The following is a 20,339-nucleotide window of genomic DNA, read 5'->3' as shown; positions in this document are numbered from 1 at the left end:
TTTTAATTATATCCGTTTGCTTTGAGCCAGTCAGCGCAATCTCGAGTCCAAAATTTGCTAGTGTCGGCAACGCCTAATCCAAATCCGTGACCGCCTTTTTCATAGATATGCAACTCTGCTGAAACGCCATTTTTCTTTAAAGCCAAATAGTAATTAATACTGTTTTCTGGTATAACAACAGTATCATCTGTAGCATGAATTAAGAAAGTAGGTGGCGTTTGAGAAGTCACTTTCTTTTCGTTCGAAAAAGAATCTATTAACTCTTTTGAGGGATTTTCTCCAAGCAAATTGGTTTGAGAACCTTTGTGCGTAATTTCATTTTCCATAGAAATCACAGGATAAATCAGCAGTGAAAAATCAGGGCGTGCGCTTACTTTATAAGCAGATTCATAAACTTTATCATCATAATGAGTTGATGCCGTTGAAGCCAAATGTCCTCCAGCAGAAAAACCTAAAATTCCAACCTTATTAGGATCAATATTCCATTTTGCCGCATTTTGTCTTACGTAGCGAATGGCTTCCTGAGCATCTTGCAAAGGTCCAACGTTTTTGTTCTTCATTGTTAAATCAGTCGGCATTCTATATTTTAAGACAAATGCCGTAATCCCTAAGCTATTAAACCATTCAGCGACTTTTGTGCCTTCTTTATCAAAAGCCAAATGCGTGTAGCCGCCACCCGGACAAATTACAACAGCAGTCTGATTTGGTTTTGTTGCTTTAGGAATAAAAATGCTCAAAGTAGGAACAGAGACTTGACTTGTGCTTTGTAATTTTCCGTCTTTTAATTCTGGTTTCTCTTTATAATTGGTTGCTTTTACTTCATCTGGAATTTTATCCCATAACGAGATTACTTGATTTTGTGCATTCATAGAAAATAGCCCCGAAAAAAGAAGAAAACTCAATGTAATTCCTCTTGAAAATTGTGTTCTTGTAGTTTTCAATTTTGTTTATAATTATTTGGTTTGTAATACTATACGTTTTTTGCTTAAAAAATTGCAACCGATAGTCTTAATGAAGTGAAATTTACAAAAAGATACTTTCATAATTGTAAATTTCAGGACAATTTTACCCCTTAAAAAGGATGAATTTCACCCGTTCACTTTTAACAAATATATTGTTTAATGTGTAATTTTGTATTCTTTTTTTTATGTATTATGTTTATTTTAGAAGCTAAAATAATTTTTTATACAATATTATTTGGATTGTACAGATTAAAAACTATATTTGTGCAATCGATTACATTAATTTTCTTTGAAGGTGTTAATTTATTGATTTTAATATTTTTAGAAAGCAGTAAATATAGTCTTTTAAGATGACCAAAAATTACAAAACTATAATACCCACTTACTATGAATCAAACCGAAACTGTTGCAGTAAAACAAAGCATTAAATCTACAGGAAAATACCGTTGGAGTATTTGTGCATTGCTGTTTTTTGCGACTACCATCAATTACTTGGATAGGCAAGTACTCTCGTTAACATGGAGCGATTTTATCGCGCCAGAATTCCACTGGACCAATAACGACTACGGAAATATTACCGCTTTGTTTTCTATTTTTTACGCAGTATCCTTATTGTTTGCAGGAAGATTTGTAGATTGGTTAGATACTAAAAAAGGATTTCTTTGGGCAATCGGAATTTGGTCTGTAGGAGCTTGTCTTCACGCTTTTTGCGGTATTGCAACTTCAGGAATTATTACAGGAGAATGGTTTGTAGGGTTTCACGGTTCAAAAGAAATAATCAGCACAATAAGCGATACAGCATTGGTAATCAATGTAAGTGTGGCTTTATTTATTTTTGCTCGTTTCGTTTTAGCAGTTGGAGAAGCAGGTAACTTTCCTGCGGCTATTAAAACAACAGCAGAATATTTTCCTAAAAAAGATAGAGCTTTTGCAACTAGTATTTTCAATGCTGGGGCAACAGTTGGAGCTTTGGCGGCGCCCATTACAATTCCGTTTATTGCAAAATCTTTCGGTTGGGAAATGTCTTTCATTATCATTGGAGCTTTAGGATTTGTTTGGATGGGATTCTGGATGTTTATGTACGATAAACCTGAGAAACATACTAAAGTTACGCCAGAAGAATTGGCTTATATTCAGCAAGATGACATTGCCGACAGTAAATTAGTTGGTTATGTACCAGAAACGACTTCAAAAGTTTCTTTAATGGAATGTTTTAAATACAAACAAACGTGGGCTTTTGCATTTGGTAAATTCATGACAGACGGTGTTTGGTGGTTCTTCTTGTTCTGGACACCAGCGTATTTAAGTTCTGTTTACGGAATGGATTCTACAGAAGCTGCATTACCATTATTTGTGCTTTACATGATTACATTATTGTCTATTATTGGAGGTTGGCTTCCAACTTATTTCGTAGAGAAAAAAGGAATGAATCCGTACGAAGGAAGAATGAGAGCGATGCTAATTTTTGCATTTTTCCCATTGTTAGCTTTAATCGCACAGCCTTTAGGATATATCAGTTACTGGGTTCCGGTTATTATCATCGGAATTGCAGGTGCGGCTCACCAATCTTGGTCGGCAAATATTTTTACAACAGTAGGAGATATGTTTCCTAAAAAAGCTATTGCGACCATTACAGGAATTGGAGGTTTAGCAGGAGGTGTTGGTTCAACATTAATTAATAAAGGATCTGGAGTATTGTTTGATTATGCAAAAGATACCAATATGGCCTTTATGGGATTTAAAGGGATTGAGGCTGGATATTTCATCATTTTCTCCATTTGTGCTGTTTGCTACTTAACGGGTTGGATTGTAATGAAATCATTGGTTCCTAAATATAGCCCAATCACTAATTTATAAAGAAAAATGAACAGAATTGAAATATTTTTTTCGTTTCAATTATGCTATTTAAATATAAAAATATAATTTTGTGCAATCGATTACATTAAATTAAAATTATGACAAAATATAGTTCAAGATACGCGTCAAGCCCTGAAGCAGTAAAAAAGTATGATACACAGCAATTGAGAGAAGAATTCTTAATTGATGACTTAATGCAGGAAGATGAAGTTGTATTGGTTTATTCACACTACGACAGATACATTGCAGGTTCTGCAGTTCCTGTAAAAGGCGATTTAGCTTTAGAAACTATTGATCCGCTTAAAGCTCCTTATTTTTTAGAAAGAAGAGAATTAGGAATCATCAATGTTGGAGGAAGCGGTTCGGTTGTGGTAGAAGGAACAACTTATGAGTTAGGTTTTAAAGATGCTTTGTACATCGGAGCTGGAAATAAAGAGGTGGTTTTTAAAAGTGATGACAAAAATAATCCTGCTAAATTCTATTTAAACTCTGCGCCGGCACATACCATTTATCCTACTAAGAAAGTAAGTTTAGCTGAAGCTAATAAACTGCAATTAGGAACAATGGAAACGGCAAATCACCGTACCGTAAACCAAATGATTATTGGAAGCGTGGTAACCACTTGCCAATTGCAAATGGGAATGACAGAATTGAAACCAGGAAGTGTTTGGAATACAATGCCAGCACACGTTCATGATCGTAGAATGGAGGTTTATTTCTATTTGGATATTCCAGAAAATCAAGCCGTTTGTCACTTTATGGGACAGCCACAGGAAACAAGACATATCTGGATGAACAATCATCAGGCAGTAATTTCTCCGCCTTGGTCAATTCACTCAGGTTCAGGAACTAGCAATTATACTTTTATCTGGGGAATGGCGGGTGAAAACTTAGATTACGGAGATATGGATGTTTGTAAAATCACTGATTTAAGATAAAAGAATGACAAATTTATTTGATATAAAAGGAAAAGTTGCCTTGATCACAGGAAGTACACACGGACTGGGAATGGCAATGGCAAAAGGATTAGGTGAAGCGGGTGCAACAATTGTAGTAAACGGAAATTCTTCTCAAGAAAAAATTGATAATGCTGTAGCAGAATTAAAAAGTGAAGGCATCAATGCAGTGGGTTACAAATTTAATGTAACAGAAGAACAAGAAGTTAAAGCAGCTGTTGCGAAAATTGAAAGCGAAGTTGGACCAATCGATATCTTGATCAATAATGCAGGAATTATTAAAAGAATTCCGCTATTGGATATGGAAGTATCAGATTTCAGAGAAGTGGTAGATATTGATCTTGTGAGTCCGTTTATCGTTTCTAAGCATGTTGCAAAAGGAATGATTGAAAGAAGACAAGGGAAAATCATCAACATTTGTTCTATGATGAGCGAGTTGGGTAGAAATACCGTTTCTGCTTACGCTGCTGCAAAAGGAGGCTTGAAAATGCTAACTAAAAACATGGCAACAGAATGGGCAAAATACAATGTTCAAATCAACGGAATCGGTCCTGGATATTTTGCTACAGAACAGACAAAACCAATTAGAGTTGACGGTCATCCTTTTAATGATTTTATTATTAGCAGAACGCCAGCAGCTAAATGGGGAGATCCTAGCGATTTGGCTGGAGCAGCGATATTTTTATCATCAAAAGCGAGTGATTTTGTAAACGGTCACATTTTATATGTTGATGGAGGAATCTTAGCTACAATCGGAAAACCTTCAAACGAAGAATAATTTTCAAATTATATTTTAAAAGACATGAGCCAGAAATTCATACACGATAATTTTTTATTAGAAAATAAATATGCTGAAGAGTTGTACCATAATTACTCTAAAAATCAGCCCATTATTGACTATCATAATCACTTAAATCCACAGTTTATTGCAGAAGATAAAATCTTTGATAATATCACGCAAGTTTGGATTAATGGTGATCACTACAAATGGCGTGCAATGCGTACATTAGGAATCAACGAGCAGTTTGTAACCGGAAACGGATCTGATAAAGATAAGTTCTTAAACTGGGGAAAAACAGTTCCGTACACGATGCGTAACCCGTTGTACCACTGGACACATTTAGAATTGGCTCGTTATTTTGATATTTATGATTTGTTGAATGAGAAATCGGCTGAGAAAATCTATATCGAGACTTCAGAAAAAATAAATTCTCAAGCTTACAGCACACAAAACCTTCTTAAAAAAGTAAATGCTGAATTAGTTTGTACTACAGAAGATCCAATTGACAGTTTGGAATTTCATCAAAAATTCGCTAATAACTCAACTGGAATCAAGATGAGTACGGCTTTCAGACCTGATAAAGCCATCTTAATTGCTAATGATGGATATAATGCATATCTGGACACATTAGGGGATGTGTCCGGAGTTGCAATTAACACTTATGCTGATTTACTTTCTGCATTAAGAAAAAGAATCGAATTCTTTAATGCAAACGGATGTAAATTAAGTGATCATGGATTGAATCAAATTGATTTTGAGAACTATACAGAAAGTGAAGTAAATGCTATTTTCAAAAAGAAAAGAGAAAACGGCGAATTATCTCCAGAAGAAGTTTTAAAATTCCATAGTGCTATTTTAGTTTTCTTATCAGAAACTTATCATGAGTTTGGATGGGTGCAACAATTTCACTTAGGAGCGTTGCGTAACAATAACGCACGTATGCATAGAATTTTGGGTCCAGATACAGGATGGGATTCTATTGGAGATTATCCGCAAGCGCAAAAATTATCAGCTTTCTTAAACGCTTTAGACAGTAAAGATAAATTGACTAAAACGATTATTTATAACCTGAATCCTGCTGATAACGAAGTTATAGCAACGATGATTGGAAACTTTAACGACGGAAGCGTTCGCGGAAAAGTACAATTTGGTTCTGGATGGTGGTTCTTGGATCAGAAAGATGGAATGACAAAACAATTGAACGCGCTTTCAAACATGGGCTTAATTAGCTGTTTTGTTGGAATGCTTACAGATTCTAGAAGTTTCTTATCGTTCCCAAGACACGAATATTTCAGACGTATTTTATGTAATCTTTTGGGAGACGAAATCAAACGTGGAGAACTTCCAAACGATATGGAATGGATCGGAAAATTAGTTTCTGATATTTCATATAACAATGCTAAAGAATATTTCAAATTCTAATTTTTTTTAAACCATTAAGGCATTAAGAAAATTAAGTTTATGTTCTAATAAGTAGTTACTTATAATAATAAAGAAGCGAGTGGGCTTAATAAACTTAATCTTTAATAGTAAAGAAAGCATACAGTTAAGCTTAATTTTCTTAATCTCTTAATGGTAAAATTAAAAATAAGAAAATTAAGTTTTTGGTTTAATAAATAGTTACTTAAATAATAAAGATAATTAAGCGATTTGGCTTAATAAACTTAACCTTTAGTCGCAAAGAGAACATAGAGTAAAGCTTAATTTTCTTAATGCCTTAATGGTAAAATTTAAAAAAGATAATATGAGTAGAGTAGTTGCATTTGGAGAAATCATGCTGCGTTTATCGACAGAAAGACATTTGCGTTTTTCGCAATCTACAGCATTTGGTGCTACGTATGGTGGCGGAGAATTTAATGTGTGTGTTTCTCTGGCTAATTATGGTGTAAATGCTGAATTTGTTACCAGACTGCCTGAAAATGAAATTGGCTTTTCTGCATTAAAAGAAATTAGAAAAATGAATGTCGAATCTAAAAACATTGTTTACGGAGGAGAGCGTTTAGGAATCTATTTCTTAGAAACTGGAGCAGGAACTCGCGGAAGCAATGTGGTTTACGATCGTGCTCACAGTGCTATGTCGACTATCCAAAAAGGACAGGTGGATTGGGAAAAAGTATTGGAAGGAGCTGAATGGTTTCACTGGAGCGGTATTACACCAGCGATTTCAGAAAGTGCAGGAGAAGCTTGTTTAGAAGCGATTAAAGTCGCTCATAAGAAAGGAATTAAAATTTCATGCGATTTAAACTATAGATCAAAACTTTGGCAATACGGAAAAACTCCGAGTGAAGTTATGCCAGAAATGCTAAAATACAGCAATGTGATTTTAGGTGATATTGATACGGCTTATTTCATGTTAGGAATTCCGAAAGTAAATCCGAATTATCAGGACGAAAAATCACTTCCAGCAGTATATGATAAATTGTTTGAATTGATTCCGAATCTACAGATTGCAGCGACAACACTACGTTATTCTGTAAGTGCTTCGCACCAAAGAATTGGCGGAATTTTATTTGATGGAAAATCAATTTACAGTGCAAAAGTAAAAGAAGTTACACCAGTTGTTGACCGCGTAGGAAGTGGAGATGCTTTCATGGGCGGATTAATTTATGGTTTATTAGAATATCAAAATAATAACCAAAGAGCATTAGATTTTGCAGTTGCCGCTTGTTGTTTAAAACATACAATTGCAGGAGATTACAACTTGGTTACCTTAAAAGAAGTTGAAAATATGATTGATGGTGATGGTTCTGCATTAGTATCAAGATAATTTTAAAATAAAAATGGCAAAATATTCAAGAATTGAAGTAGCTCAGACAATGAAAGAGAATGGTATGGTTCCGTTGTTTTTTCATTCTGATATTGAGTTGAGTAAGAAAGTTTTAAAAGCTTGTTATGAAGGAGGTTCCAGATTAATGGAATTTACAAGCCGAGGTGATTTTGCTCACGAAGTTTTCGGAGCTTTAAATAAATATGCTTTGGCTGAACTACCAGGAATGATTCTAGGAGTTGGTTCTATTACAGATGCAGCTTCGGCTTCATTATACATGAGTTTAGGAGCAAATTTTATTGTAACACCAGTTTTTAGAGAAGATATAGCTATAGCTTGTAATCGCAGAAAAGTGCTTTGGTCACCAGGCTGCGGTTCTTTGACAGAAATTGCTAGAGCAGAAGAATTAGGCTGTGAAATCGTAAAATTATTCCCGGCTGATACTTACGGTCCAGAGTTTATTAAAGCGATCAAAGGCCCATGTCCGTGGACAAACATTATGCCAACAGGAGGTGTTTATCCAACGGTAGAAAGTTTAAGTTCATGGTTGAAGGCTGGGGCAACTTGTGTTGGTTTAGGTTCGCAATTAATCTCAAAAGATATTTTGGATAACAAAGACTTCGACGGACTAACTGCAAAAGTGAAACAGGTTCTTGACATTATAAAAGATATTAGAAAATAGATTAAGGGGTAATCATGCCTAACTCCTTATTTTATAAGTTTTTTTTAGATTTTTAGAGATTGTAATAGAGCATTACGCTTGAAAAATGGAGTCCGCCATTCCTCACAGCAGATTTTATTTTACTCAATCGAGTGTGATGCTTCTTTTGCAATTTTAAAGGCAGAAATGAAGAAATAAGGTTTATAAATGGTTATTTATAACGCATTAAAGAAAATTTAAAATGAAAAAATTAAATAGAATAAATACAGGATTAGAAAAGTTACAGCCAATCAAGGTGGTTCAGTTTGGAGAAGGTAACTTTTTAAGAGCCTTTGTTGATTATGCTTTTGACAAACTAAATAAAGAAGTTGATTTTAATGCCGGTATTGCAGTAGTTCAGCCTTTAAAAGACGGTATGGTAAATATGATTAATGCTCAGGACGGTCTTTATACCTTGTTTATGAACGGAATCAAAAAAGGCGAAAAGATACAAGATATTGTGTTGATTAATAATATTGTAAAAACTATAAACCCATATACTGAATTTGCAAATTATTTGGCTTTAGCCAAAGAAGAAGAGCTTCAGTTTATTGTTTCTAATACTACAGAAGCTGGAATTGAATTTATTGAAAGTGATACTCCAGACATGCAACCACCAGTGTCATTTCCTGCAAAATTGACGGTTTTATTACATGAAAGATTTAAACATTTTAATGGAGATGCTTCTAAAGGAGTTACAATAATTCCTTGTGAATTAATTGATTATAATTCTGAGACGCTTAAAAAATATATTTTACAATATGTTGATTTATGGAAATTAGAGGATGCATTTAAAACTTGGGTATCAGATGCTTGTACGTATCATAGTACTTTGGTTGACAGAATTGTTCCTGGATATCCAAGAGCTGAAATTGAAGAATACAATAATAAATTAGATTATGAGGACAATTTAATTGTTGCGGCTGAACCTTTTTTCCTTTGGGCTATTGAAGGTGGAGAGGATCTAAAAGCAAAATTGCCTTTTCATAAAACAGATTTGAATGTGAAAATCGTTGATGATATACGTCCTTTTAAAATGATTAAAGTTCGTATTTTAAACGGTGCGCATACGGCAATGGTTCCTTTTTCACTTTTGCATGGCAATAAATTAGTAATGGAAACTGTTAACGGAGATTTTACCGGAAAATTTGTAAATAGCGTTATTAGTGAAATTAGTGAAACTCTTGATATGGACAAAAATGAAATTACGGCCTATTCTGAGGAAGTAATGGACCGATTTAAAAATCCATTTATCAAACATGCACTTGCTGATATCGCATTAAATTCTGTATCGAAATTCAAAGTAAGAGTTTTGCCTAGTTTATTAGGATATTATAAGGCAAACAAAGAATTACCTGTTAATTTGACTTTTTCATTAGCGAGCTTAATTCGTTTCTACAAAGGAACTTGGAATGGTCAAAGTTTACCGGTTAAAGATGGTGAAGATATTACAGCATTCTTTAACGGACTTTGGAAATCGGATGACTATGAAAAAATCGCTCGTTTAACATTGCAAAATAAAGGTTTCTGGGATGAAGATTTAACTGAAATTCCTGGATTGACAAAAGCAATTACAATTGCTTTAGAAGAAATAGATTCAAACGGAATTGAAACTGGTTTTGCTAAGTTTCAAGAAAGAATAAAATAAAAAAACACAACAAAAAGAACAAAGGTTAATTATGGCAACGCAGAAAAAATTAATAAAAGTTCACCCAACCGACAATGTTGCGGTTGCTTTGGTGGATCTTACTGCAGGCGAAGTGATTGATTTTGAAGGACAATCAATTACCGTAGAGTCTGATGTAAAAATGAAACATAAGATTGCAATGGTTCCTTTTAATGTAGGGGACAGAATCATTATGTATGGTGTTTTAGTAGGAAAGGCAAGCGCTAAAATTGAAAAAGGCGGATTGCTTTCTACTCTAAACGTAAAACACGAAAGCGATAAAGTTACAGGTAAAACTGAAACTATTGGCTGGAATGCTCCAAATGTGGACAAGTGGAAAGATAGAACGTGGCAGGGCTATCATAGAGAAGATGGACAGGTTGGAACAGAAAATGTTTGGTTGTTTTTTCCATTGGTTTTTTGTGAAAACAGAAACATCGAAATCTTAAAAGATATTTTTGAGAAAGAATTGATGAAACCAAAAGAGAACGATTATCAGTTATTGTTGCGTTCTTTGGTAAAATCAGAAACGGGAGGAGCAGGAAATCAAGAAGCTTCAAACGATGCCAATTTATTCAATAATATTGAAGTAAAATTCATTACACACCAAGGTGGATGCGGTGGAATTCGTCAGGATTCGCACAGTTTAGCGAAGCTTTTGGCGGGTTATGTAAACAATCCAAACGTAGCTGGAGCAACGGTATTGAGTTTAGGATGCCAGAATCTTCAGATTTCAATTTTCAAAGAAGCTTTAGATGCGATCAATCCAGACAGTAAAAAACCTGTTTTAATTTACGATCAACAGTCTATTGGGACAATTGAAACCATGTTGAGCAGTGTGGTAAAAGATACTTTTGAAGCTATTAAAAAAGCAAACGAAATTAAGAGAGAGCCAGCTCCATTATCTAAACTAAGAATTGGTTTAGAGTGCGGTGGATCTGATGGTTTTTCTGGAATTTCTGCCAACCCAACTTTGGGAGTGTTATCTGATCATTTAGTTGCTTTGGGAGGAACTACGATTCTTTCTGAATTTCCTGAATTATGTGGAGTAGAACAGGAATTAGTAAATCGTTGTATAGATGATAAGGATGGAAAACGTTTCTTGGACTTAATGCAATGGTACGAAAAAACAGTTGTTGATGCAGGTTCAGGATTTGATATGAATCCTTCTCCAGGTAATATTAAAGACGGTTTGATTACAGATGCTATGAAATCGGCTGGTGCTGCTAAAAAAGGTGGGACATCGCCAATTACAGGTGTTTTCGATTATGGAGAATATATTAACGAACCAGGATTTACATTGTTATGTACGCCAGGAAATGACGTAGAATGTACAACTGCAATGGTTGGTTCTGGAGCTAATATGGTATTGTTTACAACAGGTTTAGGAACTCCAACAGGAAACCCAATTGCACCGGTTGTGAAGATTTCATCAAACACGCAACTAGCAAACAAAATGTCTGATATTATCGATATTGATACGGGTGGAATTATCACTGGAGAAAAATCAATTGATGAAATGGCTGATGAAATGTTAGAATTTATTATTGATGTTGCCAGTGGTAACATTAAAACAAAAGCTGCTATTTTAAATCAGAACGATTTTATTCCTTGGAAAAGAGGGGTATCGCTTTAAGTTTTTTAGGTACAAAGGTACAAAGTTACAGAGATACAAAGTGACAAAGGTTTATATGTAGAGACGCACAGTAGTGCGTCTCTTTTTTTTTTGAGAAAGCTTCGGAGAAGCGAAATATTTATAGCAAAAGATTAATCGGTTACAACATACAGCTCCGGAGGAGCGAAATATTTATAGATAACAATTAGTCATTGAACATAAAGCCCCGGCGGAGCGACATATTTTTCTGCAGCCTAAATATATTTAGCTCCGCGGGAGCTGTATGTTGTGAATGTTTATTTTTTGCTATAATATTAAGCTTTTCCGAAGCTTGCATAAAAAAAGCCCATTATAAAATGGGCTTATATAACTTATGATAAAAAATATTAAAAATTAGTTCTTGTAGACGATTTACGAATATGTAATTCTGGAGCAAGAACAACTTTCTTTTCTATTTTAATTGTATCTGTTTTGTCAACCTGTTCTAAGAAAACGCGCGCAGACATTCTTCCCATTTCCAGTGGTGACTGATCTACAGAAGTAATAGATAATTCCATGAATTTAGTAAAAGGTTCGTTACTGAAACCTGCAACACAAAACTCATCTGGAATACTGATATTTCGCTCTTTTAACTCTTGTATTGCTCCTAAAGCAGCAAAATCGCTCGAAGAAAAAATAGCATCAGGAGGCGTTTGTAACTGTAAAAGTTTATCGACAGCATCTTTACCGGCCTCTACGCTACTTTTAGTAAAAATAACATGCTCTTCATTAAAAGAAAGTCCGTTGTCCAATAAAGCTTGTTTGTATCCTAAAAACCTGTTTTTGAAAATATCTAAAGATTGATCTCCAGAGAAATGCGCAATATTTCTACAACCTTCATCTATTAAATGTTTAGTTGCTAAATAACCGCCTTTAAAGTCATTAATAGTTACAGAACTTACGCCATCAATGTGTTTGCTTCTATCAAAAAATATCAACGGTACATTTTTTTCTAATACGTTTCTGAAAGCGCTGTCATTTTCATCTGAAATACCCGTAACTGACATCATAATTCCGTCTACTTGTGCATCTACTAATGTATGGAGGTTTTCGTTTTCTCTTTTAATGCTTTCATGCGTCTGACAAATAATAACCTGATAGCCGTGAGGATAAAGCTCTTCTTCGATTCCTCGAATTACCGACGCGAAAAAATTGCTGTCAATACGCGGCACAATAACTCCGATATTATTACTTCTACCGCTTTTCAAAGCTAGCGCCAGTTTGTTCTGCTTATAGTTCATCGCAGCAGCAGTTTTGATAACCAACTCTCGCGTCGCTTCCTTTATTTTAGGATTATTGTTTAACGCTCTGGAAACTGTTGCAGCTGTGATGTTTAATTTTTCAGCAATATCGTAAATAGTTACTTTTTCACTCATTCAAAAAAAGTTTTTCGGATTATTTTTAGACAAAAGTACATTTTTTTTCATTATGTAATAAAAATTGTTATCGATTACCGTATTGAAAAACTCAAACGTTTTAGATTCTACAATGATAATAAATTATCTAATTTTTTGCATTAAATGTAATTAATTTTTGTAATAAAAATTAAATATATAATTTTTTTCTAAATTAATTTGGTGTCTTAGAACAATTTTTCTACTTTCGTGTAATCGATTACATAAAACTTTATGTTTTTGATATTCCAATAAGAAAAATCTGTGCAAATGATTACAAATAAGATGATCACGTTTAAAAAGATTCTTTTTTTAGCTGCTTTAGGGCTGTTAATAGCATCATGTGCAAGACACTCTTCGTCAGTTTCTTCAGATAATCCATGGAAAAGAATGGATTTGGTTATAAAAAGCATTCCACAAACCCATTTCTCAGATAAAGTATACAACATAAATGATTTTGGTGCTATTGCAGATGGAAAAACGTTAAACACTTTGGCTTTCCAAAAAGCAATACAAGAGTGTTCAAAAAATGGTGGAGGAAAAGTTTTGGTTCCAAACGGAAAATACTTAACAGGAGCCATTCATTTAGAAAATAATGTTAATCTGCATTTAGATGATCATGCTGAGATTCTTTTCAGTTTAAATCCAAAAGATTATCCTATTGTTCATACTTCTTGGGAAGGAACAGAATTAATGAATTATTCTCCTCTTATATATGCAAAAAACAAAACCAATATTGCAGTTACAGGAAAAGGAACTTTAAACGGTCAGGCAGACAGCACCAATTGGTGGATTTGGTCTGGCGGAAAAGGTTATGGGTGGAAAAAAGGTATTCCTTCTCAAAATGATCCGACAAATCGTGAAGTTTTGGTTGATATGGCAGAAAAAGGAATTCCGGTATCAGAAAGAATTTTTGGTGAGGGACGTTATTTAAGACCCAACTTTATTGAGTTTTTCGAGTGTAATACGGCTTTAATAAAAGATGTGAAAATTATTAATTCTCCTTTTTGGATTTTACACCCTATAAAAACAAACAACATGATTATTGACGGCGTAACGGTTAATAGCCATGGTCCCAATAATGATGGTTGCGATCCAGAATATTCCCAGAATATTTTAATCAGAAACTGCACTTTTAATACGGGCGATGATTGTATCGCAATTAAAGCAGGACGTGACGGAGACGGAAGAAGAGTGGCAATACCAAGTAAAAATATCATTGTACAAAACTGCAAAATGGTCGATGGCCACGGTGGTGTTGTAATTGGAAGCGAAATTTCGGCAGGAGTGAATAATGTTTTTGTCGAAAACTGTGTCATGGATAGTCCGAATTTGGATCGAGCCATTCGTATCAAAACCAATTCAAAAAGAGGTGGAGTCATTGAAAATATATATGTGCGAAATCTAGAAGTGGGAACTGTAAAAGAATGTGTTTTGAAACTAAACATGTTTTACAATGTATACGGATCTCAGACAGGAAACTTTATTCCAGTAATCAGAAATGTAAGCTTAGAGAATGTAACTGTAAAAAACGGTGGAAAATACAGCGTTTGGGCAGAAGGTTATGCAGCATCTCCAGTGGAGAATATTACACTAAAAAATGTAAAAATCCAGAAAGTAGATTCTGTCTATTTACTAAAAAACGTAAAAAACATAAATTTTATAAATACCTATATCAATGAGAAAAAAGTAGAATCTATCAACAATTAAACACTATCAATTAACCAAACTTTAAACCACATGAGTATTAAACAATTATCTGAGAAAAAAGATAAGTACTTTGTATTTTTCTTTTTCCTGAATTTTTTGCTGTGCAGTTCTATTTATGCACAGTCAACAACAATTGAAGGGAAGATTACCGACGCTACCGGTATGTCGCTGCCAGGGGTAAACATTAATGAAAAGGGAACTAAAAACGGAACTTCGACAGATTTTGAAGGAAGTTTCAAAATTAATGTATCAAACAGTAAAGCTACCTTAATAATTAGCTATTTAGGATTTCAGACACAGGAGGTAAGTGTTGCTGGAAAAACTAAAATCAATGTAAGTTTAGCAGAACAATCAAACGCATTAACAGAAGTTGTGGTTGTAGGATACGGATCTGTAAAAAAGACAGATCTTACAGGTTCTGTTAGTACCATTAGTGCTGCTACTATCACAGAAAGAAATACAATTAATCCTTTGGAGGCAATTCAAGGTAGTACGCCTGGGGTGCAGATTTCATCTTCATCAGGACGTGCAGGAGATGGATTTAAAGTAGTAATTAGAGGAAATAATTCCCTAATTGCAGATTCAAATAATCCAAGTGTGGTTGGTTCTTCGCCTTTATATGTTGTAGATGGTGTGCCAATGGATGGAATCGATTTCTTAAATCCACAGGATATTGCCAGAATGGATGTTTTAAAAGATGCTTCTTCTGCTGCAATTTATGGTTCTAGAGGATCAAACGGGGTTATCATTGTTACAACAAAAAGCGGAACTAGCGCAAAAGCTGGAATTAGTGTAACTTTTGATACTTCTTACGGAAATAAAATTGCGACTAGATTGCCAAAAATGATGTCTGGAGAAGAGTGGTGGAAATTTCACCAAGTTGCTTATATGAGTGCAACGCCTCTTACCCAAACGCCGGCACAATTGGCTACTTTGGCTGGAAATCAGAGTCCTTTATTGGTTTCTCGTGCCAATAGCGGTTACAATTTTGACTGGTATGATGCTGTACTTAAATCGGGAATGACAGAGAATAATTATTTAAATATTTCTGGACGTTCAGATTCTGGTTTAAGCTATAACTTAGGATTCGGAATCCAGAGTGATCGCGGTCTTATTGAAAATGATGCGACAGATAAATACTCTTTTAAATTAGGATTGAATCATAAAATAAATGATAAATTTTCTACAGGAGTAAACGTTACAATTGCAAGATTAGACAATCAATTAGGAAGTGATTTGGCGATGCAGGACGCATTCAGATTAAGTCCATTAATGTCTCCTTGGGCAATTGATGCAAATGGAAATGAGCAAATTGGAACTTTGTTTTTTCTACCAGGTAAATTAACTTATCCTAATGGTGCTTGGGCTATCAATAAAACTTCGACAGTTAATCCTTTAATGGAGATTGCAAATTCTTCTCAAACAGAAAAAACATGGCAAACTGTAGGAAATGCGTATTTCCAATATCAGCCACTAAAATGGCTTTCGTTTAAAACAACTTTTGCTGCAGGAATTATGGATACCCAAAATTCTAAAGCTTACACAGCACAAACAAATGCAGGGGTAACCTTAAACGGAAAAAATTCAGCAACTTTAGAAAACATAAACAACTTCAATTATACTTGGGATAATCAAATCGATTTGAAACATACTTTCAATGAAGTTCACGATGTAAGTGTTTTATTATTGCAAAGTTTGTATTCAAATACAGACGAAAACTCTTATATGTATTCTAATAGTCAGCCTTTTGATGTTGGAACAGATAATATGGGTTCTGGTGCGCAAACGAGTTATGTAATAAAATCGGCTTTTGCGAAAAACACCTTAAACTCTTATGCAGTACGTTTAAACTATGCATTTAAAGACAAATATTTGATTACCGCTTCTACAAGATGGGATGGTTCGTCTGTTTTATCTGAAGGTAACAAATGGGAAAGTTTCCCATCATTAGCCTTAGGATGGAAACTTAGTAAAGAATCATTTTTAGCAAATAGCTCAGTTGTTTCAGATTTAAAATTACGTGCTAGTATTGGTTACACAGGAAATGATAACGTAGCTCCTTATACATCTCAAGCACTTTTAAACCAACAGACATTCTATGCACAAGGTTCAAATGTTATTCCCGGATGGCAGTCAGAAAACTTAGCAAATCCAAATCTAACTTGGGAGAAAACAAGAGAATACAACTTGGGTCTTGATTTTGGATTCTTAAAAAATAGAATTACAGGTAGTGTAGATGTATACGACAGATTATCAGACAATTTGATTTACAAACAGCAATTGCCAGCTGAGACAGGTTGGAAAAATACGTTTGCAAATGTTGGATCTGTTAGCAATAAAGGTATAGAAGCTTTATTGACTACAAAAAACATTAAGTCTGGAAAGGTAACTTGGGAAACGACTTTTACTTTTACTAAAAACGTAAATAAATTAGAGTCAATTTACAATCAGGACAAAGTAAGTGATATTGGAAACAAATTAATACTTGGTGCGCCATTAAACCCAAATTACAATTATGTTTATGATGGAGTTTGGCAAGAAAGCGAAGCGGCTCAGGCAGCCTCTTACGGAATGGCTCCTGGACAGGCAAGACCAAAAGATTTAAATGGAGATGGTAAATTTAACCAAGATGATAGAACAGTAATTGGAAATCCAAACCCAGAATGGCAAGGAAGTTTATATTCTAAATTAGTTGTAGGACAATTTGATTTTAATTTCTCAGTCTTAACAAGTCAAGGGCAAACTGTTTTAAGTACTTTCCACCAAAACTTTGCCGATGTAAGCGATAGAGGACGTCAAAAAATAGCAATGGATTATTTCATTCCAACAAATGGTGCAGGAATCGAAGCTAATGCAAATACTACAAACCCAAGACCAGGTCCTGTTGCAACAGGTGCAGGAGCTTATTGGTCTTCTCTTTTTGGGTACTATAGAGATGTTTCTTACGTGAAAATCAAAAATATATCTTTAGGTTACACTTTAGATTCTGAATTATTGAAAAAACTAAAAATTTCTAATTTCAGAATTTATGTGAATGTTCTAGATCCATTTGTGTTTACAGATTTTGATGGTTACGATCCAGAATGGGCAGCTTCTCCTTTTGGAGTAAACCGTCCAGCGGCAGTAACTACACAATTAGGATTAAGTGTTAAATTTTAATAAAGATATTCAAATGAAAAAAATATTAGTAATGATAGGAATAATCGCTGCAGCTGTAAGTTCTTGCAGTGATTATATTGAAGAAGATAGCCGCTCTTTTGTACCGGCAGACGCAACATATAAAACAGCATCAGGATTTCAGTTATTGGTTAACACAAACTACGCTTGGCTAAAAGGAATTTATGGTGGAAACCCATGGCTTTTTGAAGCAGGAACCGATATGTATGCTGAAGGAAGAACTCCAGAACCAGCAGGATTAAGCCAGTATACACTTTTAATTCCGTCCTCAGACAACGTAGCCGATTTGTACAATTCATGCTACCAGCAGATCCAAGCGGTTAACAAGACGGTATATTATTCTACAATTACAGAACAAACACCAAATTTAAATACACTTGTTGGTGAAGCACGTTATTTAAGAGCCAATGCTTATTTCTTATTAGTGCAGACTTATGGTGGTGTGCCGATTGTTTTGGATAATATTACTACTCCAGTTTTATCTTTTACAAGAAATACTGCTGAGGAAGTGTACACACAAATTATTGCAGATTTAGATTTTGCTTTGGCGAATGTTGGAACTACGGCTTATGGTACTACAGGAAGAGTAAATAAAAGAGCAGTAAACGATTTGTTGGCAAAAGTGTATTTAACAAGAGGATATGAAACTTTTGGAAAAGCAGATGATTTCTCTAAAGCAGCAGCTTACGCCGATGCAGCAATTGCAGGCCAGACTTTAGCAATTGCATTCGACCAGCTATTTAAACCAGGAAATGATTTAAATGCAGAAACCATTTTTTCTGTACAATATGATAAAGCCTCTACAAGTACAGATCCAACAAAATTGGGTAACAATCAGTTTTACTATTTCAGTTCTTATTTAGGAGGAGCAGAAACGGGAGCTCCATTAAGAAGTTACAATTTATGTCCTACCGATTATGCTTTAGGCTTATATGAAAAAGGGGATGCTAGATGGAATGCTACTTTCATGACTGAAATTTTAGAAGGACCAGAAACGACAAACGGAGTTACAAAAACTATTTTATATTATCCGTACTACAGAAGTTCAAATCCATCTTCTTTAAAAATAAGACATTTTTACGAACCAAAATGGTTTACAGCGGCAGATAAAACGGCATACATGACAACGAATGCTTCTAGATTAGCTTCGACATTTGTTTACCACCCTTGGGGAGAATATTCTGCAGCTCATACGCTAATTAAAAACTTAGATTGTTATACTATTCCAGTTAAGAAATTTGACGATCCAGATCCAACAACTCCATCAAGCACCGGGCCTGTAAGTACAAGAGATATTATTGTTTCTAGACTTGGAGAAACGTACTTAGTTGCAGCAGAAGCTTATTTAAAAGCAGGAAACCCAGGAACAGGATTAGCTCGTTTAAATGAAGTAAGAAGAAGAGCAGGTGTTGCCAATGCAACTGCAGCTCAATTTAATATCGACTATATCTTAGACGAAAGAGGGCGCGAACTATTAGGAGAATACAAACGCTGGTTCGACTTAAAACGTACAGGAACTTTAGTTGCAAGAGCTTCAGCTCATAATTATAAAATTAAAGAAGCAAATTTTGTTGGTATAGACGGAAAACTTAAAATTTTAAGACCAATTCCACAATCAGCTTTAGATTTGAATCAGAATAAAGATTTTCCTCAAAATCCTGGTTATTAGTAATTTGTTAGTTTTTTGAGAACTATGTTTTTTGAAGTAGTTAAAAAGGGGTTTGACTATAGGTCGAACTCCTTTCTTAACTAAAAAGTAAAGATTAAAAATGCATAAAATTAAATTAATCTTAGCGTTGTTTTTTAATGTCCTTGTAATGCAAAGTCAGCAGTACCAGGTAGATACGTCGTATACTATAAAAAGCACTTATGCTAAATTAATTAAGAAGCATCCGTTTATTACAATTCCAGAAATAAAAGCAAATCCAGATGTAAAAGAAACGTTTGATCTGGTTTACAATAAAGAGCAAGATCGTGTTTTGCATTTTGATGCTTTTATCAACACAAAAAAGAAAAAAAATCCGGCAGTGATTCTAATTCACGGCGGAGGTTGGAGATCGGGAAACAAAAACCAGATGCAGTTTATAGGAAAAGAAATTGCGGCAAAAGGCTATTCTTGTTTTGCAATCGAATACAGATTATCATTAGAAGCAAAATATCCTGATGGTGTTATTGATGTCAAGAATGCGATAAAATTTATTAAGGACAATGCGGCGAAATTTAATGTAGATCCAAACAAAATTGCGGTTTTAGGCTGTTCTTCGGGAGGGCAAATGGCAGCTTTGATTGGTACAACAAATAATTATCCGCTTTTTGACGATAAAAATTTCAAAAGCAATTCTTCTTCAAAAGTCCACGCTATAATAGATGTTGATGGAGTTTTGGCATTCAAGCATCCAGAATCATCAGAAGGAGATATGGCAGCATTTTGGCTAGGAGGAAAATCAGATGAGATACCAGAAAATTGGAAAAATGCTTCGGCACTAAGTCATACAGACAAAAATACGCCACCCGTGTTATACATCTGCAGCAGTATTCCGAGATTTCATGCAGGAAGAGATGATATGATCAAGATTTTGAACAATTATAAAATCTACAATGAAGTGCAGACCATTCCAGATTCGCCACACTCATTTTGGTTTTACGATCCTTGGTTTACGCAAACAATCACGTACAGCGTACGATTTTTAGATAAAATTTTTAAATAATTTAGAA

The 20,339-nt window shown here is 34.5% G+C and carries 14 protein-coding genes; 12 read left to right on the top strand and 2 right to left on the bottom strand.

Annotation, left to right across the window (positions count from 1 at the left end; genetic code table 11):
- Positions 1-2: 2 nt before the first annotated feature.
- A complete protein-coding gene (locus tag BSF41_RS17565; RefSeq protein ID WP_095930800.1) occupies positions 3-941 on the bottom strand; it encodes an alpha/beta hydrolase in 939 nt (312 codons plus the stop codon).
- Between the two features lie 408 nt (positions 942-1,349).
- On the opposite strand from BSF41_RS17565, the gene BSF41_RS17560 reads away from it, so the two are divergent.
- From BSF41_RS17560 to BSF41_RS17525, 8 genes are all read left to right on the top strand, one after another.
- Entirely contained in the window at positions 1,350-2,819 is a 1,470-nt protein-coding gene (locus BSF41_RS17560) for an MFS transporter (RefSeq protein WP_095930799.1), read from the top strand.
- Positions 2,820-2,917: 98 nt separating this feature from the next.
- Positions 2,918-3,757 carry a 5-dehydro-4-deoxy-D-glucuronate isomerase gene (gene kduI / locus BSF41_RS17555; protein ID WP_095930798.1) on the top strand — a complete coding sequence of 280 codons (840 nt, stop codon included), beginning with the start codon at positions 2,918-2,920 and terminating at the stop codon, positions 3,755-3,757.
- 4 nt (positions 3,758-3,761) lie between these two features.
- Positions 3,762-4,553, top strand: a complete 792-nt coding sequence (locus tag BSF41_RS17550; protein ID WP_095930797.1) for a gluconate 5-dehydrogenase — start codon at positions 3,762-3,764, stop codon at positions 4,551-4,553.
- 24 nt (positions 4,554-4,577) lie between these two features.
- Positions 4,578-5,978, top strand: a complete 1,401-nt coding sequence (gene uxaC / locus BSF41_RS17545; RefSeq protein WP_095930796.1) for a glucuronate isomerase — start codon at positions 4,578-4,580, stop codon at positions 5,976-5,978.
- Positions 5,979-6,300: 322 nt separating this feature from the next.
- The gene (locus BSF41_RS17540) at positions 6,301-7,323 is read left to right on the top strand and encodes a sugar kinase (protein WP_095930830.1); all 1,023 of its coding nucleotides are present in this window, start codon (positions 6,301-6,303) and stop codon (positions 7,321-7,323) included.
- A 13-nt stretch (positions 7,324-7,336) separates the two neighbouring features.
- Positions 7,337-8,005, top strand: coding sequence for a bifunctional 4-hydroxy-2-oxoglutarate aldolase/2-dehydro-3-deoxy-phosphogluconate aldolase (locus BSF41_RS17535; protein ID WP_095930795.1), 669 nt, complete (start codon positions 7,337-7,339; stop codon positions 8,003-8,005).
- 220 nt (positions 8,006-8,225) lie between these two features.
- Positions 8,226-9,671 carry a tagaturonate reductase gene (locus BSF41_RS17530; RefSeq protein WP_095930794.1) on the top strand — a complete coding sequence of 482 codons (1,446 nt, stop codon included), beginning with the start codon at positions 8,226-8,228 and terminating at the stop codon, positions 9,669-9,671.
- Between the two features lie 31 nt (positions 9,672-9,702).
- Positions 9,703-11,325, top strand: a complete 1,623-nt coding sequence (locus BSF41_RS17525) for a UxaA family hydrolase (RefSeq protein ID WP_095930793.1) — start codon at positions 9,703-9,705, stop codon at positions 11,323-11,325.
- 365 nt (positions 11,326-11,690) lie between these two features.
- Here BSF41_RS17525 and BSF41_RS17520 read toward each other — a convergent pair whose 3' ends face one another.
- On the bottom strand, positions 11,691-12,719 hold the full coding sequence (locus tag BSF41_RS17520) for a LacI family DNA-binding transcriptional regulator (RefSeq protein ID WP_095930792.1): 1,029 nt from the start codon (positions 12,717-12,719) through the stop codon (positions 11,691-11,693).
- A gap of 288 nt (positions 12,720-13,007) precedes the next feature.
- Here BSF41_RS17520 and BSF41_RS17515 point away from each other — a divergent pair, with 288 nt between their 5' ends.
- The 4 genes from BSF41_RS17515 to BSF41_RS17500 all read left to right on the top strand — a co-directional run bounded on the left by BSF41_RS17515 (position 13,008) and on the right by BSF41_RS17500 (position 20,332).
- Positions 13,008-14,447: a glycoside hydrolase family 28 protein gene (locus BSF41_RS17515; protein ID WP_095930791.1), complete on the top strand. Its 1,440-nt coding sequence runs from the start codon at positions 13,008-13,010 to the stop codon at positions 14,445-14,447.
- Between the two features lie 30 nt (positions 14,448-14,477).
- Positions 14,478-17,606 carry a TonB-dependent receptor gene (locus BSF41_RS17510; protein ID WP_095930790.1) on the top strand — a complete coding sequence of 1,043 codons (3,129 nt, stop codon included), beginning with the start codon at positions 14,478-14,480 and terminating at the stop codon, positions 17,604-17,606.
- Between the two features lie 13 nt (positions 17,607-17,619).
- Positions 17,620-19,293 carry a RagB/SusD family nutrient uptake outer membrane protein gene (locus BSF41_RS17505; protein ID WP_095930789.1) on the top strand — a complete coding sequence of 558 codons (1,674 nt, stop codon included), beginning with the start codon at positions 17,620-17,622 and terminating at the stop codon, positions 19,291-19,293.
- Positions 19,294-19,393: 100 nt separating this feature from the next.
- Positions 19,394-20,332 (top strand): alpha/beta hydrolase, encoded by a 939-nt coding sequence (locus tag BSF41_RS17500; RefSeq protein WP_095930788.1) that lies wholly within the window; start codon positions 19,394-19,396, stop codon positions 20,330-20,332.
- Positions 20,333-20,339: the final 7 nt, after the last annotated feature.

Origin of the sequence: Flavobacterium sp. ACN2 (assembly GCF_002303885.1) — a bacterium.
Lineage (GTDB): Bacteria > Bacteroidota > Bacteroidia > Flavobacteriales > Flavobacteriaceae > Flavobacterium.
This window is presented reverse-complemented; position numbering and strand designations above follow the sequence as displayed.

Bases quoted from the DNA above. Each gene is read 5' to 3' on its own strand.
- BSF41_RS17560 (WP_095930799.1), top strand. From the start codon at position 1,350: ATGAATCAAACCGAAACTGTTGCAGTAAAACAAAGCATTAAATCTACA.
- kduI (WP_095930798.1), top strand. From the start codon at position 2,918: ATGACAAAATATAGTTCAAGATACGCGTCAAGCCCTGAAGCAGTAAAA.
- BSF41_RS17550 (WP_095930797.1), top strand. From the start codon at position 3,762: ATGACAAATTTATTTGATATAAAAGGAAAAGTTGCCTTGATCACAGGA.
- uxaC (WP_095930796.1), top strand. From the start codon at position 4,578: ATGAGCCAGAAATTCATACACGATAATTTTTTATTAGAAAATAAATAT.
- BSF41_RS17540 (WP_095930830.1), top strand. From the start codon at position 6,301: ATGAGTAGAGTAGTTGCATTTGGAGAAATCATGCTGCGTTTATCGACA.
- BSF41_RS17535 (WP_095930795.1), top strand. From the start codon at position 7,337: ATGGCAAAATATTCAAGAATTGAAGTAGCTCAGACAATGAAAGAGAAT.
- BSF41_RS17530 (WP_095930794.1), top strand. From the start codon at position 8,226: ATGAAAAAATTAAATAGAATAAATACAGGATTAGAAAAGTTACAGCCA.
- BSF41_RS17525 (WP_095930793.1), top strand. From the start codon at position 9,703: ATGGCAACGCAGAAAAAATTAATAAAAGTTCACCCAACCGACAATGTT.
- BSF41_RS17520 (WP_095930792.1), bottom strand. From the start codon at position 12,719: ATGAGTGAAAAAGTAACTATTTACGATATTGCTGAAAAATTAAACATC.
- BSF41_RS17515 (WP_095930791.1), top strand. From the start codon at position 13,008: ATGATTACAAATAAGATGATCACGTTTAAAAAGATTCTTTTTTTAGCT.
- BSF41_RS17510 (WP_095930790.1), top strand. From the start codon at position 14,478: ATGAGTATTAAACAATTATCTGAGAAAAAAGATAAGTACTTTGTATTT.
- BSF41_RS17505 (WP_095930789.1), top strand. From the start codon at position 17,620: ATGAAAAAAATATTAGTAATGATAGGAATAATCGCTGCAGCTGTAAGT.
- BSF41_RS17500 (WP_095930788.1), top strand. From the start codon at position 19,394: ATGCATAAAATTAAATTAATCTTAGCGTTGTTTTTTAATGTCCTTGTA.